The sequence below is a fragment of the Atlantibacter sp. genome (genome assembly GCF_032062175.1).
Lineage (GTDB): Bacteria > Pseudomonadota > Gammaproteobacteria > Enterobacterales > Enterobacteriaceae > Atlantibacter.
Window position 1 is genome coordinate 30146 of sequence record NZ_DAMBQK010000022.1, and the last position, 22096, is coordinate 52241.

Sequence of the window (22096 nt, forward strand, 5' to 3'; positions counted from 1 at the left end):
ACACATCGTATCAGGCGTTTTTTATGGTTGAAACGCAGCTTAACGCGAAATAATCAAATGCAGCCCGAAGCCGGCAAACAGCGCACCGGCTACGCCGTCGATCCATTTCGCCATTCTCTGGTAACCGCGACGCATCGCAGGTAGTGCGAACAGGCTGGCAACCAGGGTAAACCAGGCGAAGGTTTCCAGAGCGATCAGCAAGAAAATGCCCCAGCGTTCACTGCTGCCGACGTTATCGCCGACGAACAACGAGAATACGCTGCCGAAATAGATAATCGCTTTCGGGTTCGCCAGGTTAGTCAGCAGACCTTTCAGGAAGCTGCGTCCACCGCGCGCCAGTTCAATGTTTGGTTCGTGGGCAGGGGCGTCGCTTTTCTTCAGTGCGCCGCGCAGCATTTGATAGCCCATCCAGCACAGATACAACCCGCCACCCACCATAATGATGTTATGCAGCCAGGCCATTTTTTCGAGAATAATGTGCAAACCCAGCAACGCCACGCCGGACCACACCATTACGCCTGCGGTAATACCCAGTACGCCAAGCATCGCTTCTTTTCGCGAGCGGCTTACCGCCGTTTGGGAGACAAAGAAAAAATCAGGGCCGGGACTCATGAGCGCCACCAGATGAACCAGCGCCACCGTAAAGAAAAGCGTTAACATGATTGACTCGCAGGCAAACAATAAAGAGAGAAACTATCCTGACATGTTTGCCTGGCCTTGACTACTCTTCGTCGTCACCATCTGCATGGCTGCGAATCAACGCCATAAACTCTTTCCCGAAGCGTTCCAGCTTACGCATCCCCACGCCGTTGACGCTGAGCATTTCACTGGGGCTGAGCGGCATCTGCTCCGCCATTTCAATCAGCGTGGCATCGTTAAACACCACGTAAGGCGGGATGTTTTCTTCATCGGCAATGGCTTTGCGTAGCTTACGCAGTTTGGCGAACAGTTTACGGTCGTAGTTCCCACCGTAGGATTTCTGCGCCACACGCGATTTCAGCGCTACGACGCGCGGCACCGCCAGCATCAACGGCGCTTCGCCGCGTAAGAATGGCCGCGCCGCTTCGGTCAGTTGCAGCGCCGAATGCTGAGCAATGTTCTGTGTTACTACGCCCAGATGGATAAGCTGGCGGATGACGCTCACCCAATGTTCAGTGGTATGGTCACGCCCCTCACCGTAAATTTTAAGCTTATCGTGACCGAATTCGCGGATGCGCTGGTTGTTTGCGCCGCGCAGCACTTCAACCACGTAGCCCATCCCGAAACGTTGCCCAACGCGATAAATACATGACAACGCTTTTTGCGCTTCTACCAGGCCGTCATAGCGGCGCGGCGGATCGAGGCAGATATCGCAGTTGCCGCACGGCTCCTGCCGCCCTTCGCCGAAGTAGTTCAGCAGCACAAGCCGGCGGCAGGTTTGCGCCTCGGCAAACGCGCCCATGGCGTTGAGTTTGTGGCGCTCAATATCCTGGAGCTGACCCGGCGGTTTTTCTTCAAGGCAGCGGCGCAGCCAGGCCATATCCGCCGGATCGTAGAACAGCATCGCTTCGGCAGGCAGCCCGTCACGCCCGGCGCGGCCCGTTTCCTGGTAGTAAGATTCGATATTGCGCGGGATGTCGAAATGCACCACGAAGCGCACGTTCGGCTTGTTGATGCCCATCCCGAAGGCAACTGTCGCCACTACAATTTGCAGGTCGTCGCGCTGGAACTTTTCCTGCACGTTGGCGCGGACGTCGTTTTCCAGGCCGGCATGATAGGCTGCGGCGCTAATGCCCCGGCTTTGCAGCCGCGCGGCGGTGTCTTCCACTTTCGCCCGGCTGTTGCAGTAGATAATGCCGGATTTGCCGCGCTGGTCCTGCACATAGCGCATCAGTTGATCGAGCGGTTTGAATTTCTCCATCAACATATAGCGGATATTGGGCCGGTCAAAGCTGCTGATTTGGATCAGCGGATCGTGCAGGCCAAGCAGATGAACGATATCGCGGCGCGTGGCCTCGTCTGCCGTGGCGGTCAGCGCCATAAAAGGCACATTGGGGAAGCGATCGCGCAGCTGGCCTAATAATGCGTACTCGCGGCGGAAGTCGTGCCCCCACTGCGAAATACAGTGCGCCTCATCCACCGCCAGCATCACCGGATTCCAGAAGGTAAGCTGGTCGAGGAAATTGTCGAGCATCAGGCGCTCGGGCGCGATATACAGTAAGCGGATTTGCCCGGTTCGGCAGCCCGCCATCACGGCCTGTTGCTCGTCACGGGTTTGCGTGGAGTTGAGGCAGGCCGCAGCCACGCCGTTGGCCAGCAGTTGGTCGACCTGGTCTTTCATCAGGGAAATCAGCGGCGAGACCACCACCGTCAGGCCATTTTTCACCAGCGCCGGGATCTGATAACACAATGACTTACCGCCGCCGGTAGGCATCACCACCAGGCAATCGCGCCCTTCCAGCACGGTATTTATGATGGTTTCCTGGCCAGGGCGGAACTGCTGGTAGCCGAAGGTTTCCTGCAAAACCTGTTTCGCCAGCGACTCCTGATTCATTACTTCTGCCTGCGCCACGCTCACTCCATCACTAAAAATAAAACAGGCGCTATTTTCAGCGCCTGCGGGGGAAACTGCAATGCCCTTAGAACAGATCGTTAAGCATTACGCCCACGCCGAAGCGGGTTTGGTTAAAGTTGTAGTCGATAAGCGACTCGCCATAACCGCTGTACAGCTGAGTATAGAGGCGCACGTGCTTCGTCACCGGATAACTGAAGCCAAGCTCCGCGCCGCCATAACCGGTATTCCAGTTATATTGTCCTTTCGCGCTCAGGATCGCATCGCCCAGTTGATAACCGATTTTTAACTGGTAATAGCCCATGTATTTGGTAATGTCCGGATTGTCATCGGTATTGCCGACCACATACCAGGGCTTCACTTCTACCAGCCAGTTATTGTTCTGCGCCATCAGGCGCGTATAAATGCGGTTCCAGCTACGTGACGTCGGGTCTGAACGACCGTTAGACTGGTGATTATAACCAAACTCTACGTCGCGCAGCGTCCAGCCAGCAAAGCGATAATCAGTCGCGAAGCCTAAAAACGCCTGGGGTTCATAGTTGGTTTCACGGAACGGCGAAGATTCGTCGCTATTGGAAAGCTGCCACCAGGAACGCTGGGTGTAAGAACCGCCTAAAACCGAGTTAGGGCCGAGGATACCGCGCCACAGTGGAAACGCCAGACTTAACTGAAACTTTACTTCATCTTTGCGAGAATTATCGGACCAATTGTAGGTTTCGATAGCTTCTTTATTCAGATCGTCTGTGACCGTATAGATGAGATAGTTCGACTCGTAAGGATAAAGCGTAAACGGGTTATCGTGCTCCTGAAGCATATTCGCGATAATGCTGCCGCGAACCGCAGGCGCATCATGCACTTCCTGAACGACAGCCTCCTGCGCCAATGCCGCGCCTGGCAATAAACATACGCCCCCTACCCAACCCAGAAATTTGCCCATGTGGCCTGTTCTCCTGAACAAATCAATAAAACCGCTGAATTATTATCCGGATGACATTCTACATTTTTATTTATCGACTGCTTAGTCTTGCTTTCTGAATCTGGAAAACAACAAACAAGAAGCATAAAATCAACAAGAATTTAACAACAGGTCTCTTTTTGAGGAAGGAACCCATGTCCCCTACGATTTTAACTAACGAAGCCGCGCTCCAGTTGGTCGGCGAGATTTTTGTTTATCACATGCCGTTCAACCGTACGCTGGGTTTAGAGCTGATGCGCTATGAAAAAGATTATGCAGAGCTTTGCTTTAATAACCAGCCGATGATGGTCGGAAACTGGGCGCAAAGTATTCTGCACGGCGGCGTCATCGCGTCGGCGCTGGATGTGGCGGCTGGACTGGTGTGCGTAGGCAGCACGCTGGCCCGTCATGAAACCATTACCGAAGAAGAACTGCGTCAGCGTTTATCGCGCATGGGCACTATCGATTTACGCGTCGACTATTTACGCCCGGGGCGCGGCACGCGTTTCACCGCCACCAGCAGCCTGCTGCGCGCCGGTAACAAAGTCGCTGTGGCGCGGGTCGAACTGCATAACGAAGAGCAAGTGTATATCGCCAGCGCCACAGCAACCTATATGGTTGGTTAAATATTATTAGCTGTTAAAATGCATTCACTTTTTGATAACGGGCGTGACTAATGGATGCAAAACAGACGCGGCAAGGGGTTTTCTTCGCCCTTGCCGCTTATTTTATTTGGGGAATAGCCCCGGCGTATTTCAAGCTGATCGACTTCGTTCCCGCCGATGAAATCCTGACTCACCGTGTTATCTGGTCATTCTTCTTTATGGTGGCGCTGATTTCGATTAGCCGCCAGTGGAGTGGCCTGAAACGCCTGTTCGAGACCCCAAAGAAAGTATTTGCGCTGGCATTAAGCGCCGTGCTGATCGGTGGAAACTGGCTGCTATTTATCTGGGCGGTGAATAATCATCATCTGCTGGAAGCGAGCCTGGGTTACTTTATCAACCCGCTGGTAAATATCCTGCTGGGAATGATTTTCCTCGGCGAACGCTTTCGCCGTATGCAGTGGGTTGCCGTCGCCCTGGCCGCCTGCGGCGTGCTGGTGCAACTCTGGACCTTTGGTTCTCTGCCGATCATCGCGCTGGCGCTGGCGTTCAGCTTCGCGCTTTACGGTCTACTGCGTAAAAAGATTATGGTGGATGCGCAAACCGGCATGCTGGTTGAAACCCTGTGGCTATTGCCCGTTGCCGCGATTTATCTGTTTGGCATCGCCGATAGCCCAACCAGCCATATGGGCGCTAACTCGCTGACGCTGAACCTTGAGCTGATGGCGGCAGGCATTGTCACGACGATTCCGCTGCTGTGCTTTACCGCTGCCGCCACGCGTTTACGCCTCTCCACGCTGGGCTTTTTCCAGTACATCGGGCCGACGTTAATGTTTGTGCTGGCGGTGGTGTTTTATGACGAAATCCCCGGCAAAGACAAAATGGTCACCTTCGCGTTTATCTGGGTCGCGCTGGCGATTTTTGTAATGGATGCGATGTATACGCAGCGCAGAACGCGCCTCGGGAATTAAGCTCTCCTGTCGCCAGAAGAGCCTGAACGTCAAAGCCAGTTGCGGCGTTTAAAGTAAAGATATGGCGCCAGCCCTGCGAGCATCATGGCGATGATGGCCGCAGGGTAGCCGAAGCTCCAGTGCAGTTCCGGCATAAATTCGAAGTTCATCCCGTAGCTGGAGGCCACCAGGGTTGGCGGCAGGAACACCACGGAAACCACCGAGAAGATCTTGATGATCCGGTTCTGCTCGATGTTGATAAAACCCATCGCCGCCTGCATCAAAAAGTTCACCTTCTGAAACAGCGATTCGTTATGCGGCAGCAGGGATTCGATATCGCGCAGGATCTCGCGCGCCTGTTCAAGCTGGCCGCCCGGTAAGCGGGTTTTACGGACCAAAAAATTGAGCGCGCGCTGGGTATCCATCAGGCACAGGCGCACTTTCCAGCCCACGTCCTCAAGCTCCGCCAGAGTAGACAGCGCTTCGTCATATTCATCGCCCTGATGGCCTTCCATAATCACGCGGCTGAGCTTTTCCAGGTCGCTGTAGATATTCTCGATCTCATCCGCCAACTGTTCGATTTTAGTTTCGAACAGATCGAGCAGCAGTTCGTAGGCGTTGCCATCGGTCATGGATTGCGCGCGGGCGCGCATACGGTAAAGGCGAAACGCAGGCAGTTCGCGCTCACGCAGGGTAAACAGACGGCCATCGCGAATGGTGAACGCCACCGTGGAGTTACCGGCGTGATCGTCGGCATCTTCAAAGAAGAAAAAGGAGTGAATATGCAGGCCGTCTTCGTCTTCGAAAAAACGCGCGGATGCTTCGATATCTTCCAGTTCAGGACGTGTCGCCAGGCTTTGCCCCAGCTCAGATTGCACCCGGAGACGCTCATCGTCATCCGGTTCGACCAAATCTACCCACACTGAGTCTGTTAAGGTTTGCGCCTCATCGAGTTCCAGACGAGACAGTCGATTGTTTTCCAGTTGAAATGCGCTCAGCATGACCGGGACTCCCAATACAAAAAATCCTGGACAGTTCGGTTGGCACACAGAAACAAAGGAGGTTTCAGACCATTAAACAGCCTGACTCAGCGCGACGGGGAAACATGCAGTCGCTGACAACCGCTAAGGCTATCAGCATACGAGGATAGCCTTAGGAGTTGTTCCTGTTGAACAGGACGGTGAGCCAGCATCTACTGGGTGTGTCCAAGGCGAATGTCCTCTTAGCATAATCGTGGGCGCATGTTACGCCAGCAAAAATTTAGCGTCAACACGCAACGGCGCGCCCACGAACAATAAACGCCCGTTATGCTTTAAGGTTAGTAAAGAATCAAAAATCGGGCGATTTATCTATAAGTTACACGGTTTCCAGCTTCGCATAAGCGGCCACCAGCCACTTGATACCCTGCCCCTGAAACGCAATCTGCAGGCGGCTGTGTTCGCCGCTGCCTTCGAGGTTGACGATGGTGCCTTCACCAAATTTCGCATGGCGTACGCGCTGGCCCAGCTTGAAGCCGGAATCATTTTCCGCAATCGGTGTACCCATCCGTTGATGGCTTACCGGACGGCTAATGCTGGCGCGCAGACGAACCTCTTCAATACAGGCTTCCGGCAGTTCGCCAATAAACCGCGACGGACGGTGATAGGTCTCTTTGCCGTACAGGCGACGCGATTCGGCATAGGTGATGGTCAGTTTCTGCATCGCACGGGTCACACCGACGTAGGCGAGACGGCGCTCTTCTTCCAGACGCCCGCCTTCATCCAGCGACATTTGGCTCGGGAACATACCTTCTTCCATCCCCACGATAAACACCTGCGGGAATTCAAGGCCCTTAGCGGAGTGCAGCGTCATCAGCTGTACCGCGTCCTGCCAGGTATCGGCCTGCCCCTCGCCCGCTTCCAGCGCCGCATGGGACAAAAATGCCTGTAACGGCATTAAGTCTTCGTCTTCTTCGTTGTAGCTGAACTGGCGCGTTGCCGTCACCAGTTCCTCTAAGTTTTCGATACGGGTCTGGCCTTTCTCGCCCTTCTCCTGCTCGTACATCATCCACAGGCCGGAGTCTTTGATAACCCGGTCGGTTTGTACGTGGAGCGGCATATCGGCGGTTTCATGCGCCAGCGCGTCGATCAGTTCGTGGAAGCGCTGCAACGCGCTGGCGGCGCGGCCGGCCAGCGCTTTTTCCTGCAACAGATGGCGGCTGGCCTGCCACAGCGTAAGCTGGTTTTCGCGCGAGGTCTGGCGCACCACGTCCAGAGTACGGTCACCGATACCGCGCGTCGGGGTATTCACTACGCGTTCAAACGCCGCGTCGTCGTTGCGGTTGGCGATCAGGCGTAAATAAGAGAGCGCGTCTTTGATTTCCTGGCGTTCGAAGAATCGCATCCCGCCGTAAATACGGTACGGCATGCTGGCCTGCAACAGCGCCTCTTCCAGCACGCGCGACTGGGCGTTGCTGCGATAAAGAATGGCGCATTTCTCCAGCGCGCCGCCGCTTTCCTGCCAGGTTTTAATGCGGTTCACCACGAAACGCGCCTCATCCAGTTCGTTGAATGCGCAGTAAAGGGAAATCGGTTCGCCGTCGCTGCCATCGGTCCACAAATTCTTGCCGAGACGCCCGGCGTTATTGGAAATCAGCGCGTTGGCAGCGTTAAGAATATTGTTGGTAGAGCGATAGTTCTGCTCGAGGCGGATGGTTTCCGCACCGGGGAAGTCGTTCAGGAAGCGCTGGATATTCTCGACCTGCGCCCCGCGCCAGCCGTAGATCGACTGGTCATCATCGCCCACGATCATCACTTTGCCGGTGTCGCCCGCCAGAATGCGGATCCAGGCGTACTGAATGCTGTTGGTGTCCTGGAATTCGTCCACCAGAATATTGGTAAAGCGTTCGCGGTAGTGGTTAAGGATATGCGGCTTGTTGAGCCACAGCTCATGGGCGCGCAGCAGCAGTTCGGCGAAGTCCACCAGGCCCGCGCGATCGCATGCTTCCTGATAGGCCTGGTACACCTTCTGCCAGGTTTGCTCGACCGGGTTGCCGTAGCTCTGGATATGGTGCGGACGCAGCCCTTCGTCTTTTTTGCCGTTGATAAACCACATCGCCTGGCGCGGCGGCCACTGTTTCTCGTCCAGATTCATGGCTTTGATCAGGCGCTTCAGCAGACGTAACTGATCTTCGCTATCCAGGATCTGGAAATCCTGCGGCAATCCGGCATCCATATGGTGCGCACGCAGCAGGCGATGCGCGAGACCGTGGAAGGTCCCCACCCACATGCCGCCCTGGCTGGAGCCCATAATCTGGCCGATACGATGGCGCATTTCCGCCGCCGCTTTGTTGGTAAAGGTCACCGCCATAATCGAATACGGCGACGCGTTTTCCACCATCATCAACCAGGCGATACGGTGAACCAGTACACGCGTCTTACCGCTGCCCGCGCCCGCCAGCACCAGCATATTGCTGCGCGGCGCTGCGACGGCGTCGCGCTGTTTATCATTGAGGCCATCAAGCAGGTAAGAAACGTCCATTGGTACCGCCGGGAAAGAAGGGGCGCACGCACCCCTGTGAATTTATACAGAATGGATGAAATTATAACAGTGCCGTCAAGGATGCCAACCGTGAAATTTCCACGTGGGGTAATAAGCGGCTGTCGGTGGCGCGCATCAGGCTGGCGTCGCGCAGATTAATCCAGCACGCCTGCACGCCGCTGCGGATCGCGCCCGCCACGTCGGTGGTAAGGTCATCGCCCACGTGGAGGATTTCACCGGGGCTGATATTGAGTTTTTCCGCCGCCAGGTGGTACATATCGCTAAACGGCTTGGAGCGGCCATGCGGACCGGCGCGCAGTACAAACTGGAAATAATCGCCCAAACCAAACAGATGCGGATCGGCGTTGCCGTTGGTGATGGCCACCAGCGGCCATTTTTCAGCCAGCGCTTTCAGGGTGTCGTGCGTTTCCTGCGGCACGTCGATACGGCTGCGCCAGGAGGCGAAATTCTCCATCGCGGCATCCGCGCCCTTGCGCGCTTCTTGTTCGCTTAACCCCGCGTCGAGCATGGCGCGCTCTACCGCACGGCGACGCCATTCGGTGACGTCATGATAAATCTCCGGCTCCGCATGGCGCAGCGCCTGGCGGACGCGGTGGAATTCATCGGCTTCCAGCGCGTTAAGCGACGGATGAAAATTACGCACAAATTCAAACGCTTTCTGTTCGGTACGGGTGATCACGGGGACGTTGTCATACAGCGTGTCGTCCAGATCAAAGGTGAGCGCAGAAATCGTGCCCAGCGGGCGATAAAAATGCATTACGTCTTCCCTCGTTTGGCGCGTGGGTGCGCGGCATCATAGACCGAAGCCAGATGCTGGAAATCAAGATGGGTGTAGATTTGGGTAGTGGAGAGGTTGGCATGCCCTAACAGCTCCTGGACGCCGCGCAGATCGCCGCTCGACTCCAGCATGTGGGTGGCAAACGAGTGGCGCAATTTATGGGGATGCACATGGCTGTTAAGCCCCTGCTTGATGCCCCATTCGGCGAAGCGTTTCTGAACGTTGCGCGCCGAGATACGCTTGCCGGTTTTCGCCAGGAACAGCGCGTCATCTTCCGGGCCGAACAGCTCGCGCAAATCGAGCCAGTGTTCCGTCCACGCCAGCGCGCTTTTGCCAATCGGCAAGCGTCGCTCTTTGCTGCCTTTACCCAGCACCCAGACTTCGCCGGTCATAAGATCAAGATGGCGGCAATCCAGGTTCACCAGCTCCGATAAACGCAGGCCCGCGCCGTACATCACTTCCAGCATCGCGCGATCGCGCACGGCGAGCGGATCGTTAAGATCGATATCCAGCAACTGGTTAACGTCATCGACCTCAATATTTTTAGGCAGATGGCGCGGTGGCTTCGGTGCGGAAATCCCTTTGGCCGGGTTGGCGCTCAGCTCGCCCTGGCTCACCAGCCAGTTAAAGAAGCTGCGTAAGGCCGAGAGGCGCAGCGCCAGGCTGGAAGCCTGCAAACCGTCGCGACGGCTGCGCACCACGAGGCTGCGAACGATCGCGGCATCGCATTGCCGCCAGAGGGTGATTTTCATGGCGTCCAGCAGCGCAATAATCGCAGATAGCTGGCGGCCATAGTTGAGGACGGTCAGCGGGCTAAGCTGCCGCTCGACTTTCAGGTAACGCAGAAAACGATCGGCATGTTCCTGTAACAGCGTCATACGCGTTCAACCCAACGCTCCAGCAGTTCCGGCAACATCAGAGACAGCTCATGGAGCAGTTGAGTGCCCTGGCCAGGTTGATAGTGTTGCGGATCGCGGCTGGTGAACATCACCACGCCTAATGCTTCATCACCGCCCATTAACGACATCGCCACCGAACCAATCGCTTTAGCTTCCGGCAACACCACCAGCAGTTCTGGCCCGTTTAACGGACCGAGGTAGTGATTTTCATGGCCCAGACGCTGAATGCGCAGTGGCTCGAACGCCTGGCGTGACAGCGCCAGATGGGTGAAATCCGACGGCGCGCCGATGCGCCAGCAGTCGGCAAACAGGCGCACGGACGCGCCCGCAAGCCCCATTTCTCTGGCCCAGCGATGCAGGCGGTTGAGCATTTCCTGCAAACTGGGCGCAGACGCCAGCCGCCCCTGTAGCTTTAACAGACGATAAAACAGCCCTTCGTTAGCGCTGGCCTGCTCCATCAGCAGCGACATATTCTCTTCCAGCTGGTTGATATGGTTTCTGGCGCGCGCCATGTGCCACTCCACCAGCGATACCGTTCCGCGTACCGGATGCGGTACCCGCATTTGCTCGGCAAGCGCGGCGTTGCGGATAAAGAAGTCAGGGTTGCGCAGCAGATATTCGCAGACTGCGCTGTCGTCCATCTCGGCAAGGAGCGCTTGCGGTTCCCCGATATTATTCATAAATGTATAAATCCATCGTAAACATGAGCAGCCGGGCCCGTCATATATAACGGATTTCCCGGCCCTTTCCAGGCAATATCCAGCAGGCCGCCAGGCAGTTCTACCCGCACCTGCTCGGCCAGTAATCCCTGGGAAATGCCGACCGCCACGGCGGCACACGCGCCGCTACCGCAAGCCTGGGTTTCACCTGCGCCACGCTCGAAAACACGTAACCGGATATGGCTGGAGGTCACCACCTGCATAAAACCGATATTCGCCCGCTCCGGAAAACGCTCATGATTTTCCAGAACCGGGCCGAGGGTTTCTACCGCGGCGGTATCAACACTGTCGACCTGCAATACGCAGTGCGGGTTCCCCATGGAAACCACGCCGCACATTATGGTTTGCTCGGCGGCGCGCATGATATAGGTCTTTTCCGCCTTGTTGGCGCGAAACGGCACCTGTGAAGGCTCAAAATTCGGCTCGCCCATGTTCACCCGCACTAAATCATCTTCATTGACTGTCAATACCATGCGGCCATTGGCGGTGCTTACGCGGATGTCGCGTTTGTTGGTCAGCCCTTTCAGGCGCACAAACCGTGCGAAGCAGCGCGCGCCGTTTCCGCACTGGGAAACCTCGCTGCCGTCCGCATTAAAGATGCGGTAATGGAAATCGAGATCGGGATCGTAGGGCGGCTCTACCACCAGCAACTGGTCAAAGCCAACCCCAAGATGGCGATCCGCCAGGCGGCGGATTAATTCTGGCGAAAAGAAGACGTTCTGTGTGACCGCGTCGACGACCATAAAGTCATTACCCAGGCCATGCATTTTGGAAAACTGCATTTTTCACTCCGTAAGCGCGGTGACAAATCGTTATCGATCAGTAAATCACCTGAGTCGGCTGATCGTTCTGGCCGCGATCGTTACGGTCGGGCATGGTGGATTGGGTATTATCCTGCACCGGACGCGTCGGCGGCGGGGCTTTCTTATCCGCAGGCGGGAAGTAAAGTGGCCCTTTCAGGCCGCATCCCGTAAGGCTTGCAAACGCCAGCACCACGGCCAGTGAGCAAAGAATTTTCTTCATTATGAATGCCTGTAGTTAATGCTTTGCTTTCTATCATCGCAGGAGAAGCCGCAAAAGCAAGAGTTTGCCATCGTCAATCTCCTGTTCCCGGTAAAACGCGCGCAGCGGCAAGGTTTCTATTCAGATCCAGAGCTTTTATACTTTCGCCATAACTCACAACAGGAAACAGACATGAACGACAGTGAATTTCATCGCCTTGCCGATGGCCTGTGGCAGACCATCGAAGAACGTATCGACGATTACGACGGTGAAACCGATATCGACTGTGAAATCAACGGCGGCGTGCTGACCTTAAGCTTTGAAAACGGCAGCAAAATCATCATTAACCGCCAGGAGCCACTGCATCAGGTCTGGCTGGCAACCAAAGAGGGCGGCTACCATTTCGATTTACGTGACGGTGAATGGGTGTGCGATCGTAGCGGCGAGAAATTCTGGTCTTTGCTGGAAACCGCCTGCACGCAGCAAGCGGGCGAACTCGTCAGCTTTCGCTGATTACGACTGGTACTGTTGCAGCAACGGCGTGGTGTCGTCCTGACGGGGCGGCACTATGTTAGTAATCGCCTGGCTGCGGTACGGGATCACCTGATTGCGGCCATCAATATTCACAATCTGGTAGAACTGCGGCAGGTTGAAGTTGATAAAGCTGGAACCGTAGGTGAAGCGGTCATGCGATGACGAGTAGAAACGGCTAACGTCGCGTACCAGTTCTTCAATGCTGCCTTCGCAGTGGTGATAAACCTCGGCGCGGTTGCTCTCGTCGAGTATGTAGATGTTAAAGCCGCTATCGTCTTTTGTGTTCTCAAAGAAGAACTGAATAATCCCTTCGCTGGCGTAGCCGTCTACCACTGCCGGCAATTTCACCTGGTTGGTTTCAACCTGTACCGACAAGCCATGCAGCTTGTTATGGGAAATCGCGCCGTAGAACTCGATCGCGTTTTCCAGCTTCTGCACGGAAACGTTCACGCGCTCAAAGAACAAGCCCCACGTCTGCCCGGCTACGCGCAACGCTTTAAAGCGGCCCGGTTCGAGACGGGTGCTGGATAAGCGGAATTCAATGCATTCAGACACTAACTGCTGCACGCGGGTGCGGATCAGGCCGCGCAGATGTTGGCTGTAGCAGAACACTTCCACGCTGTCCGGCGGCGCGGCATCCTGGTGCATTTTGCCGAGAATGGTTTTCAGCGCCTCGATCATCGCCTGCTCACCGTTGAAATGCAGGGTGCGCACCTCGTTCCACGAGTTGCGGTACAGCAGGTCAATACTGCCGATCAGGCATTTTTGCTCTTCGCCGAAGCTCAGCACGTCCAGCTTTCTGAAATCGAAATGCACCACCTGGTTACGGAACGCGGCAGTCGGGTCGTATTCGAGGTTGACGATAATCGCCAGGTGACGGATTTCGCACGGGCTATACAGCGCTTTCGGCGTTGGCGCGGGCAAACGCAGTGGGAAATGGCTGGAGACATCCGCTACCATCTCCTGCAATTTTGCCAGGTCGCAAATACCGTTGCCCTTAATAAACAGGCGGGTGCGCGACGTGAGCAGGCCGTTAAACCAGGCCCAGGCCACCAGCTTATTAAGATAACGGTTATATTCCAGCGGTTGATGGCTGATGATCGATTCCATGTTCGGCGCGCGGTTATAGAGATACCAGCCGCTGCGGTTGGCGCGGCCCTGCGGAACATGAATAAAGGTCAGCGTCGGCTCAGAGAGATCCGGCGAAATTTGCGGGTTCACCAAAGTGACTTTACCCGGCAGGGCTTCAAAAGCCGCATACAGTTTGCGGGTCAGAACGCCGATATCCTGCGGGCTTGCCGAGACGCTCAGGTTATTGCGACGCGCAAAGCGGATCAGGTTACGGTAGCTTTGCATCATGGCGTCGAGCAGTTCGTTATGCGCTTCGCGAACCTGGTCGATCTTCCAGTTAGCACGGTTATCCAGCATAGTTAAGCGCGCCTCGTCCCAACCCCAGCTTTTCACCATTTGGCTGATAACTTCACGACGCCAGCCCACACAGGCACGCTCGCGGGAGAGTTTCTCGCACACTTTCAGGTAGAAACAGCGGCGCACCAAATCCAGACGGGCGGTATCTTCGATCTGCTCCAGATATTCCGTTACGCGTTCCAGCATCATGCAGTAGGAATCGAGGCCGAACGAGACGATTTCACCGTCGTGCAGGCGCTGTTTAATGTCTTTTGCCAGCAGGCGCGGATTCGGGTATTCCCAGGAATACGCCTCCAGCAGCAGGGTTTTCAATACCGCTTTGTACGGGGAATCGATGCTTTTATACAGTTGCCACAGGCTGGCGCCGAAATACTCTTCCGCCGACAGCGAACTCAAGCCGCCAAGATCGAGCCATTCGTTAGGCGTCAACACGCCCTGCGCGTACAGCGTCATAACATAATCGTCGTAATGCTCTTCTTCTTCGCACGGCACCATGTTCCACAGGATGCGTTTACCGGCCAGACGTACGGCGGTGCGATAAAACTCATCCAGCAGCAGAATGTGCTGAGTCGAGCCGCAGTCTTCGCCGCCCAGGCTGCCGCTTTCGTTATGGCGGAAGCGGTTTTCATCAATCAGGAAGAAGCTAACTTCGACGCCCAGCGACGCGGCCCAGCTTTCCAGCAGGCTACATTTGCGTTGCAGCAACCGGCGTTCTTCATTATCGAGCCAGGCCTGGTGGCAGACCCAGATATCCAGGTCGGATGAACAGCTCTGCCCGACGGACGAGGTGCTGCCCATGGTGTAAAGACCGGTGATCGGCAATTCGCCCTGAGGCATTTCACGCGGAATCAGGCCGCGCTTCAGTTCAAGCTCGTTCAGGTAGTGGCGTTGGGTTTCATCAGGCGTGTAGAGGCAGATGCCACGGGGAACGTTACCATCGAGGTAACCCGGCATCAGCGGGTGGTGATAGTGTAGCAATGTCGGCAGCAGACTGTAGACCTGTTGGAAAGCAGGCCCCATGGCAGCAAGAGCGCGATCCACGCGCAATTGATTGATGGCATCCAGTCTCTGTTTTAGGGTCTCAATATAGAGGTACAAGACATATCGCCTGATGATTGCACTATTTCGGAAAACTGCCGCGTTTGTCGCCTTATCGCATTTTGCCTGGAGAGGCCGACATTCGGCTTAAAACGTGATCAATTTAACACCTTGCGGGTTGACCGTAAAGGAAGTTGCGCTACATATCCATTGTAGCATTGAAAGCCCGCTTCGGAGTCTTAGAACAAGACGTATATCCCTCTTTCCTGCTAAAACCCGTTAAAACTGACACTGTTCTGGTTACAATGTTAGGATGGTAAATGGACGAATTAACGGTAACAAGCATGTTAGACAATGTACTAAGAATTGCCACCCGCCAAAGCCCGCTCGCACTCTGGCAAGCACATTATGTCAAAAACCGTCTGGAGGCGTTTCATCCCGGATTAACAGTTGAACTGGTGCCGATGGTGACCAAAGGCGACATTATTCTTGATACCCCGCTGGCGAAAGTGGGCGGCAAGGGTTTGTTCGTTAAAGAGCTGGAACTGGCATTGCTTGAAGGCCGTGCTGATATCGCTGTGCATTCCATGAAAGACGTGCCGGTGGAGTTCCCGGAAGGGCTGGGTCTGGTGACCATTTGCGAGCGCGAAGATCCGCGCGATGCGTTTGTCTCTAACCGTTTCGCCAGCCTCGACGATATGCCTGCCGGCAGCGTGGTTGGTACCTCCAGCCTGCGCCGCCAGTGCCAAATCGCCGAGCGCCGTCCTGATTTAGAAATCCGCTCGCTGCGCGGCAACGTCGGCACCCGTCTGAGCAAACTCGATAACGGCGACTACGATGCCATTATTCTCGCCGTTGCCGGTTTAAAACGTCTGGATCTGGACGCCCGCATCGGTTACGCCATGCCTGCCGACGTCTCCCTTCCCGCCGTGGGCCAGGGCGCGGTCGGCATTGAATGCCGCCTTGATGACACGCGCACCCGTGAATTACTGGCACCGCTGAACCATGATGAAACCGCCCTTCGCGTTAGCGCCGAACGCGCCATGAATACCCGCCTCGAAGGCGGTTGCCAGGTGCCGATCGGCAGTTATGCGGAGATCGATAACGGCGAGATCTGGCTGCGGGCGCTGGTCGGCGCGCCGGATGGATCGCAGGTGATCCGTGGCGAACGCCGCGGTCCGGCGCAGGACGCGGAAAAAATGGGCGTCTCGCTGGCGGAAGAACTGCTGGAAAACGGCGCGCGCGCCATTCTGGCTGAAGTTTATGACGGAGACGCACCGGCATGAATATCCTGGTGACCCGTCCCTCCCCCGCGGGAGAAGAGCTGGTAAGCCGCTTGCGCGCGCAGGGAAAGGTCGCCTGGAGTTTACCGCTGATTGAGTTTTCTCCCGGACGCGAACTGTCGGCTCTGCCGGATTTGCTGGCGTCCCTGTCACCAGACGATCTGCTATTCGCGCTTTCTCAACACGCCGTGTCACATGCGGCGGCCACGCTGCGGCAACAACACTTTGCCTGGCCGCAGGTTCAGGCTTTCGCCATCGGGCGCACCACGGCACTTGCGCTGCATACCGCCAGCGGGCTCACGGTTAATTATCCGCGCGACCGGGAAATCAGCGAAGTGTTGCTACAATTACCAGAATTACAAAACGTTGCAGGTAAGCGCGCGGTACTTTTGCGTGGCAACGGCGGGCGTGAGCTTATCGGCGAGACCCTGGCCAAACGCGGTGCCAGCGTGACGTTTTGTGAATGTTATCAACGTAATGACAAATATTATGACGGGACGGAAGAAGCGTATCGCTGGCAGCAGCGCGGCGTGGATACGCTGGTTGTCACCAGCGGAGAAATGCTCAAGCGCCTGTTTACGCTGATCCCGCCCTGGTATCAAACGAACTGGTTACTTCGTTGCCGACTGATTGTCGTCAGCGAACGTTTGGCGACCCTCGCCCGGGAACTGGGCTGGCTGGACATTACCGTCGCCGATAATGCTGACAACGATGCGCTGCTGCGCGTGTTGCAATAACTCTCATAATGGGAAGCCATAATGATGGAACAACAAAACGCCTCAACTGTGCCTGAAGAAAACAGGGATCCGGTGGAAATCACCTCCCCGCCTCAACAACCTGAGAAAAAAGACCGCAAAATCAATACCGCGCTGGCGCTAAGCGCAGTCGCTATCGCCATTGCACTGGCCGCTGGCGTTGGCCTGTATAGCTGGGGCAAACATCAATCCGCGAATCAAAATGCCACGCTTGAAGCGCTGGAAGGCCAGCTGACGGCGCTGCAACAGCAGCAGCAAACCCAGAAATCCGATCTGGAAAACACCATTAAACAGCAGGCGGGCGCGCTGGATGCAGCGAAACGCGAGCAGGAAAATCTGACGCGCCAACTGGATGAAGTGCAGCAGAAAGTCGCCACCATTTCTGGTACCGACGCAAAAACCTGGCTGCTGGCGCAGTCGGACTTCCTGGTGAAACTCGCTGGCCGCAAATTGTGGAGCGATCAGGATGTGACCACTGCCGCCGCACTGTTGAAAAGCGCCGATGCCAGCCTCGCGGATATGAATGACCCGAGCCTGATTACCGCACGCCGCGCCATCACTGACGATATCGCCACGCTGTCTGCAGTGTCGCAGGTAGATTATGACGGCATTATCCTGAAGCTGAATCAGTTGGCTAATCAGGTAGATAACCTGCGCCTGGCGGATAACGACAATGATTCCGCCCCCATGGATAGCGACGGTACGGAGCTTTCCAGCACTATTACCGAATGGCGTCAAAACCTGGTGAAGAGCTGGCATAACTTTATGGACAGCTTCATTACCATTCGCCGCCGCGACGACACCGCCGTGCCGCTGCTGGCCCCGAATCAGGACATCTACCTGCGCGAGAATATCCGCTCACGGTTATTAATCGCCGCGCAGGCGGTGCCGCGCCATCAGAATGAAACCTATAAACAGTCGCTGGATAACGTGTCGACGTGGGTGCGCGCCTATTACGACACTGACGACGCGACGACTAAAGGCTTTCTGGATACGTTGGATACGTTAAGCCAGCAAAACATCACCATGGATGTCCCGGAAACGCTGCAAAGCCAGCCGATTCTGGAAAAATTGATGCAAACCCGGGTGCGTAACCTGCTGGCGCAGCCTGCTGCCGCGTCACCAGAAGCCGCGCCTGCCGAGGCCGCACCGGCACCTGCCGAAGCGCCTGCGGCGTCTGAACCGGCCCAGGGAGAACAGTGATGGTAAAAGTACTGTTGCTTTTCCTGCTGCTGATGGCAGGGATCGTTGTGGGACCCATGATCGCCGGTCACCAGGGCTACGTATTGATCCAGACCGACAACTGGAACATCGAAACCAGCGTTACCGGGTTGGCGATCATCTTGATCCTCGCGTTGGTGGTGTTGTTTGCGATCGAGTGGATCCTGCGTCGTCTGTTCCGTACCGGCGCACGCACGCGCGGCTGGTTCCTGGGCCGCAAGCGTAATCGCGCCCGTAAACAAACCAGCCAGGCGTTATTGAAACTGGCAGAAGGCGACTATCAGCAGGTTGAAAAACTGATGTCGAAAAATGCCGATCATGCCGAACAGCCGGTGGTGAACTATTTACTGGCGGCGGAAGCAGCACAGCAGCGCGGCGACGAAATCCGCGCCAATCAGCACCTTGAACGTGCGGCGGAACTGGCCGATGGCGATCAGATCCCGGTAGAAATCACCCGGGTGCGGTTGCAACTGGCGCGTAACGAAAACCACGCGGCGCGTCACGGCGTTGATAAGCTGCTGGAAGTTACCCCGCGTCATCCTGAAGTGCTGCGTCTGGCGGAACAAGCGTATATACGTACCGGCGCATGGAGCTCGCTGTTGGATATCCTGCCGTCAATGCAAAAAGCGCAGGTGGCGGACGATGCCCATCGCGACGCGCTGCAACAGCAGGCGTGGATTGGGTTAATGGAACAGGCGCGTGCCGAACAGGGCAGCGATGGCCTGAAAGCCTGGTGGCAAAACCAGAGCCGTAAGACGCGTCAGCAAACCGCGCTTCAGGTGGCGATGGCGGAACATCTTATCGAATGCGACGATCACGATACCGCGCAGACTATCATTCTCGATGGGCTGAAACGCCAGTACGATGAGCGTCTGGTTATGCTGATGCCACGCCTGAAAACCGACAATCCCGAGCAGCTTGAAAAAGCGCTACGCCAGCAGATCAAAACCCAGGGCGATCGCCCGTTATTGTGGAGTACCCTGGGCCAACTGCTGATGAAGCATGGCGAATGGCAGGAAGCGAGCATCGCGTTTCGCGCGGCGTTAAAACAGCGTCCGGATGCCTTTGATTACGCCTGGCTCGCCGATGTGCTGGACCGACTGCATCAGCCGGAAGAAGCCGCGCAAATGCGCCGCGATGGCCTGCTGCTGACGCTGCAAAACAATCCTCCGCAGTAACCCTCCTCTTTCGCCTTCTCAATCGGGAAGGCGATTTTTCTTTGCATCGCTTTAAAACGCAGATAAAAAAACACCTGCCAGTTGGCAGGTGTTAAAGAGGTCTGTGACAACTAAAGAGGTGCTTCACTCAACGTTATGTCCATGGTGTTTGATGAGGCGTTAGCGACATCTCTCGGTGGACGATAAGCACCGTTAAACGGCTCTGCATCATTCCTGGGTTTATGAAGCCTTCGGCGAGCATAAGAGATGGAATGAGCATCTACGCAGATATTATTGCACAATCTATGCCAAACACGCAGGGTAAAATGTTCCGAAAACTTCCCGGGATATTCAGCGAGTTAACGCGGCAAAATCGCCATAGCGGCAATAAGAATGTGATCTGGATAAGGTTTAACTGTCGCTGCCAGGAGACAAACAACAGTCCTTTTTATTTTCTGTTTTAATTACAGAAGGTTATGCGTCTCAAATGAGCGACAATGCGGGTCGTTGCCGTTGTCATTTAGCGACAGGATCGGTTAAGGGATAAGAAAGCGTAATAACGGAGAAAAAGAAAAGAAAAAACCCCGCCGAAGCGGGGTTCTAAATTGGTCGGCGAGAGAGGATTCGAACCTCCGACCCACTGGTCCCAAACCAGTTGCGCTACCAAGCTGCGCTACTCGCCGAATTACTGCTTTTTTGAATTTTTAGTTCAATTCAGTTGTGGTGCGAAGAGAGGGACTTGAACCCTCACGTCCGTTAAGACACTAACACCTGAAGCTAGCGCGTCTACCAATTCCGCCACCTTCGCATCGCCACTAAATAATGGGGTGGCTAATGGGACTCGAACCCACGACAACTGGAATCACAATCCAGGGCTCTACCAACTGAGCTATAGCCACCACTGCAAATCTTTACGCGCTTTGTTCTACTTCACCGCTCAAGCGCCTCATTAAAATGGCGCGCCCGACAGGATTCGAACCTGAGACCTCTGCCTCCGGAGGGCAGCGCTCTATCCAGCTGAGCTACGGGCGCGTAGCGCCGTTGCGGAGGGGGATACTACGGGCTTCGTGCCCTGCTGTCTAGTGCTTTTTTTAAGAAAATGCGCGTTTGGTTATGCTTTGCGCACTTTGTCGCTTATCTCTCCACTTTAGGCAGTGAATTGTGTCGATTGAGGCCAAAAAGCCTGTACACCACCGTCACCAGCGCCAGGAATAGCGCCCCGACAATCAGCGACATGCGCGTGTCATCGTTGAAACCCATGCCAATAAGTACGCAAATTAAAAATGCCATGGTCAAATAGTTCGCCCACGGGAAAAGCATCGAGCGGAACGGATGGCTGGCCATTGCCTGGCGGTGTACGTGGCGAAAGCGCAACTGGCTAATCAGTATCACAAACCAAGGCACCATGCCCGGTAATACGCTGGCGCTATACACATACACAAACACCCGCTGTGGATTTGGAATGATGTAGTTCAGGCAGGAACCTATCAGCAGAATGGCGATGGAAATCGCCACGCCAGCCACGGGAACACCGTTTTTCGATACTTTGCCTACCGCTGCCGGTAACTGGCGGTTTTTCGATAGGGCATACAGCATACGTCCACAGCTATACATACCGCTGTTGCAGCCCGATAGCGCCGCCGTCAGCACCACAAAGTTGATGATCCCTGCCGCTGCGGTAATACCGATTTTGGCAAACGTCAGTACGAACGGGCTGCCATTGCTGCCAATGTGATCCCACGGGAACAGCGTGACGATAACGAAAATCGCGCCCACGTAAAAAATCAGGATACGCCATAACACCTTGCTGACGGCGCTACGCAGCGTAACCTGCGGGTTTTTCGCTTCACCGGCGGTGATCCCAATCAGCTCCACGCCCTGGTAAGACGCCACGACAATACACAGTGCGGTTAAAAAGCCTTTCCAGCCGCCCGCGAAGAATCCACCATGTTCCGTCAGGTTTGAGAAACCCACCGCCTGGCCGCCGTTGCCGAAACCGAAGAAAATCACCCCGAGACCCATCACGATCATCACGATAATAGTGGTGACTTTGATCATGGCGAACCAGAATTCGATTTCACCATACAGACGGACCGCCGCCAGGTTTGCCAGTGCCACCAGACCTACCGCGATTAACGCCGGTATCCATTGGGCCATCTCCGGAAACCAGAACTGCACGTAAACCCCGATGGCAGTAATTTCTGATATCCCCACCGCCATCCACATAAACCAGTACGACCAGGCCGTGAGATAGCCGAAGAATGGACTCATATAGCGGTGCGCGTAAACAGCGAATGAACCGGCCACCGGTTCCAGGAACAGCATTTCGCCCATAGAACGCATGATAAAGAAGACAAACAAGCCCGCGATAATGTACGCCAGCAGTACCGACGGGCCCGCCCATTTCAGGGTGCTCGCCGCGCCCATAAACAGCCCGACGCCAATGGTGCCCCCCAGGGCGATAAGTTCGATATGTCGAGCCTCCAGCCCACGCTGAAGCTCAGGTTTTTTCTCTGCCATAAATCCTCTGTGTTGTGATGTTGTTGCTCCGGCTACGCCGGTTATTGTTATGGGTCATGCTATAGGGGTAATCGTGGCCCAGACATCACTGACGTGAATATCAGGCGCTAAAACCCGCGCATGGTTTCCTAAATTTTCCAAAATGGCAAACGGCTGATTAAAAA

20 protein-coding genes and 4 tRNA genes are annotated in these 22096 nt (G+C 55.5%); 7 read left to right on the forward strand and 17 right to left on the reverse strand.

Translation table 11 applies throughout. The annotated features are described in order from the left end of the window. Nucleotides 1-39: 39 nt before the first annotated feature. The 3 genes from rhtC to pldA form a co-directional block, all read right to left on the reverse strand. On the reverse strand, nucleotides 40-660 hold the full coding sequence (gene rhtC / locus RT120_RS17230) for a threonine export protein RhtC (protein ID WP_312984529.1): 621 nt from the start codon (nucleotides 658-660) through the stop codon (nucleotides 40-42). Between the two features lie 61 nt (nucleotides 661-721). Further along, entirely contained in the window at nucleotides 722-2551 is a 1830-nt protein-coding gene (gene recQ, locus RT120_RS17235) for an ATP-dependent DNA helicase RecQ (protein ID WP_312984531.1), read from the reverse strand. 67 nt (nucleotides 2552-2618) lie between these two features. Next, nucleotides 2619-3488, reverse strand: a complete 870-nt coding sequence (pldA, locus tag RT120_RS17240) for a phospholipase A (protein ID WP_312984533.1) — start codon at nucleotides 3486-3488, stop codon at nucleotides 2619-2621. A 173-nt stretch (nucleotides 3489-3661) separates the two neighbouring features. Here pldA and yigI point away from each other — a divergent pair, with 173 nt between their 5' ends. Both yigI and rarD read left to right on the forward strand, forming a co-directional pair. Continuing rightward, nucleotides 3662-4132: an acyl-CoA thioesterase YigI gene (gene yigI / locus RT120_RS17245; protein WP_125295468.1), complete on the forward strand. Its 471-nt coding sequence runs from the start codon at nucleotides 3662-3664 to the stop codon at nucleotides 4130-4132. Nucleotides 4133-4182: 50 nt separating this feature from the next. Beyond that, nucleotides 4183-5079 (forward strand): EamA family transporter RarD, encoded by an 897-nt coding sequence (rarD, locus tag RT120_RS17250; RefSeq protein ID WP_312984535.1) that lies wholly within the window; start codon nucleotides 4183-4185, stop codon nucleotides 5077-5079. Between the two features lie 29 nt (nucleotides 5080-5108). Here rarD and corA read toward each other — a convergent pair whose 3' ends face one another. From corA to lptM, 8 genes are all read right to left on the reverse strand, one after another. Then, on the reverse strand, nucleotides 5109-6059 hold the full coding sequence (gene corA, locus RT120_RS17255; protein ID WP_312984537.1) for a magnesium/cobalt transporter CorA: 951 nt from the start codon (nucleotides 6057-6059) through the stop codon (nucleotides 5109-5111). Between the two features lie 151 nt (nucleotides 6060-6210). After that, nucleotides 6211-6267 (reverse strand): YsgD/CorL family protein, encoded by a 57-nt coding sequence (gene ysgD, locus RT120_RS21770; protein WP_350029113.1) that lies wholly within the window; start codon nucleotides 6265-6267, stop codon nucleotides 6211-6213. Nucleotides 6268-6414: 147 nt separating this feature from the next. Further along, complete coding sequence (uvrD, locus tag RT120_RS17260; RefSeq protein ID WP_312984538.1) at nucleotides 6415-8577, reverse strand: DNA helicase II; 2163 nt, start codon at nucleotides 8575-8577, stop codon at nucleotides 6415-6417. A gap of 61 nt (nucleotides 8578-8638) precedes the next feature. After that, a complete protein-coding gene (gene yigB / locus RT120_RS17265; protein ID WP_312984540.1) occupies nucleotides 8639-9355 on the reverse strand; it encodes a 5-amino-6-(5-phospho-D-ribitylamino)uracil phosphatase YigB in 717 nt (238 codons plus the stop codon). Beyond that, nucleotides 9355-10254 carry a tyrosine recombinase XerC gene (gene xerC, locus RT120_RS17270; RefSeq protein ID WP_312984542.1) on the reverse strand — a complete coding sequence of 300 codons (900 nt, stop codon included), beginning with the start codon at nucleotides 10252-10254 and terminating at the stop codon, nucleotides 9355-9357. Before xerC ends, yigB begins: the two co-directional genes overlap by 1 nt. Beyond that, nucleotides 10251-10955, reverse strand: a complete 705-nt coding sequence (locus RT120_RS17275; protein WP_312984544.1) for a DUF484 domain-containing protein — start codon at nucleotides 10953-10955, stop codon at nucleotides 10251-10253. Before RT120_RS17275 ends, xerC begins: the two co-directional genes overlap by 4 nt. Beyond that, entirely contained in the window at nucleotides 10952-11776 is an 825-nt protein-coding gene (dapF, locus tag RT120_RS17280; protein WP_312984546.1) for a diaminopimelate epimerase, read from the reverse strand. Before dapF ends, RT120_RS17275 begins: the two co-directional genes overlap by 4 nt. Before the next feature lie 37 nt (nucleotides 11777-11813). Next, nucleotides 11814-12017: an LPS translocon maturation chaperone LptM gene (gene lptM, locus RT120_RS17285; RefSeq protein WP_312984548.1), complete on the reverse strand. Its 204-nt coding sequence runs from the start codon at nucleotides 12015-12017 to the stop codon at nucleotides 11814-11816. Between the two features lie 171 nt (nucleotides 12018-12188). Between lptM and cyaY the strand changes: the two genes are divergently transcribed. Next, nucleotides 12189-12509: an iron donor protein CyaY gene (cyaY, locus tag RT120_RS17290; RefSeq protein ID WP_312984550.1), complete on the forward strand. Its 321-nt coding sequence runs from the start codon at nucleotides 12189-12191 to the stop codon at nucleotides 12507-12509. Here the strand turns inward: cyaY and cyaA are convergent, their stop codons facing one another. After that, on the reverse strand, nucleotides 12510-15056 hold the full coding sequence (gene cyaA, locus RT120_RS17295; protein ID WP_312984552.1) for a class I adenylate cyclase: 2547 nt from the start codon (nucleotides 15054-15056) through the stop codon (nucleotides 12510-12512). Nucleotides 15057-15340: 284 nt separating this feature from the next. Between cyaA and hemC the strand changes: the two genes are divergently transcribed. Genes hemC through hemY form a run of 4 tightly spaced genes read left to right on the forward strand, consistent with a single transcriptional unit; the run spans nucleotide 15341 to nucleotide 19433 of the window. Next, a complete protein-coding gene (gene hemC / locus RT120_RS17300) occupies nucleotides 15341-16282 on the forward strand; it encodes a hydroxymethylbilane synthase (RefSeq protein WP_312984553.1) in 942 nt (313 codons plus the stop codon). Further along, nucleotides 16279-17016 (forward strand): uroporphyrinogen-III synthase, encoded by a 738-nt coding sequence (hemD, locus tag RT120_RS17305; protein WP_312984554.1) that lies wholly within the window; start codon nucleotides 16279-16281, stop codon nucleotides 17014-17016. Before hemC ends, hemD begins: the two co-directional genes overlap by 4 nt. A gap of 21 nt (nucleotides 17017-17037) precedes the next feature. Continuing rightward, nucleotides 17038-18237 (forward strand): uroporphyrinogen-III C-methyltransferase, encoded by a 1200-nt coding sequence (gene hemX / locus RT120_RS17310; protein WP_312984555.1) that lies wholly within the window; start codon nucleotides 17038-17040, stop codon nucleotides 18235-18237. Next, nucleotides 18237-19433, forward strand: coding sequence for a protoheme IX biogenesis protein HemY (hemY, locus tag RT120_RS17315; RefSeq protein WP_312984556.1), 1197 nt, complete (start codon nucleotides 18237-18239; stop codon nucleotides 19431-19433). The genes hemX and hemY overlap by 1 nt, the downstream gene beginning before the upstream one ends. A 585-nt stretch (nucleotides 19434-20018) precedes the next feature. On the opposite strand, the gene RT120_RS17320 is transcribed toward hemY, so the two are convergent. The 5 genes from RT120_RS17320 to thrP form a co-directional block, all read right to left on the reverse strand. Beyond that, nucleotides 20019-20095, reverse strand: a tRNA-Pro gene (locus tag RT120_RS17320). A 38-nt stretch (nucleotides 20096-20133) separates the two neighbouring features. Further along, nucleotides 20134-20220 (reverse strand) — tRNA-Leu (locus tag RT120_RS17325). A gap of 15 nt (nucleotides 20221-20235) precedes the next feature. Beyond that, nucleotides 20236-20311, reverse strand: a tRNA-His gene (locus tag RT120_RS17330). Between the two features lie 56 nt (nucleotides 20312-20367). Continuing rightward, nucleotides 20368-20444: transfer RNA gene (locus tag RT120_RS17335), tRNA-Arg, on the reverse strand. Between the two features lie 102 nt (nucleotides 20445-20546). Further along, the gene (thrP, locus tag RT120_RS17340; protein ID WP_312984558.1) at nucleotides 20547-21932 is read right to left on the reverse strand and encodes a bifunctional threonine/serine APC transporter ThrP; all 1386 of its coding nucleotides are present in this window, start codon (nucleotides 21930-21932) and stop codon (nucleotides 20547-20549) included. Nucleotides 21933-22096: the final 164 nt, after the last annotated feature.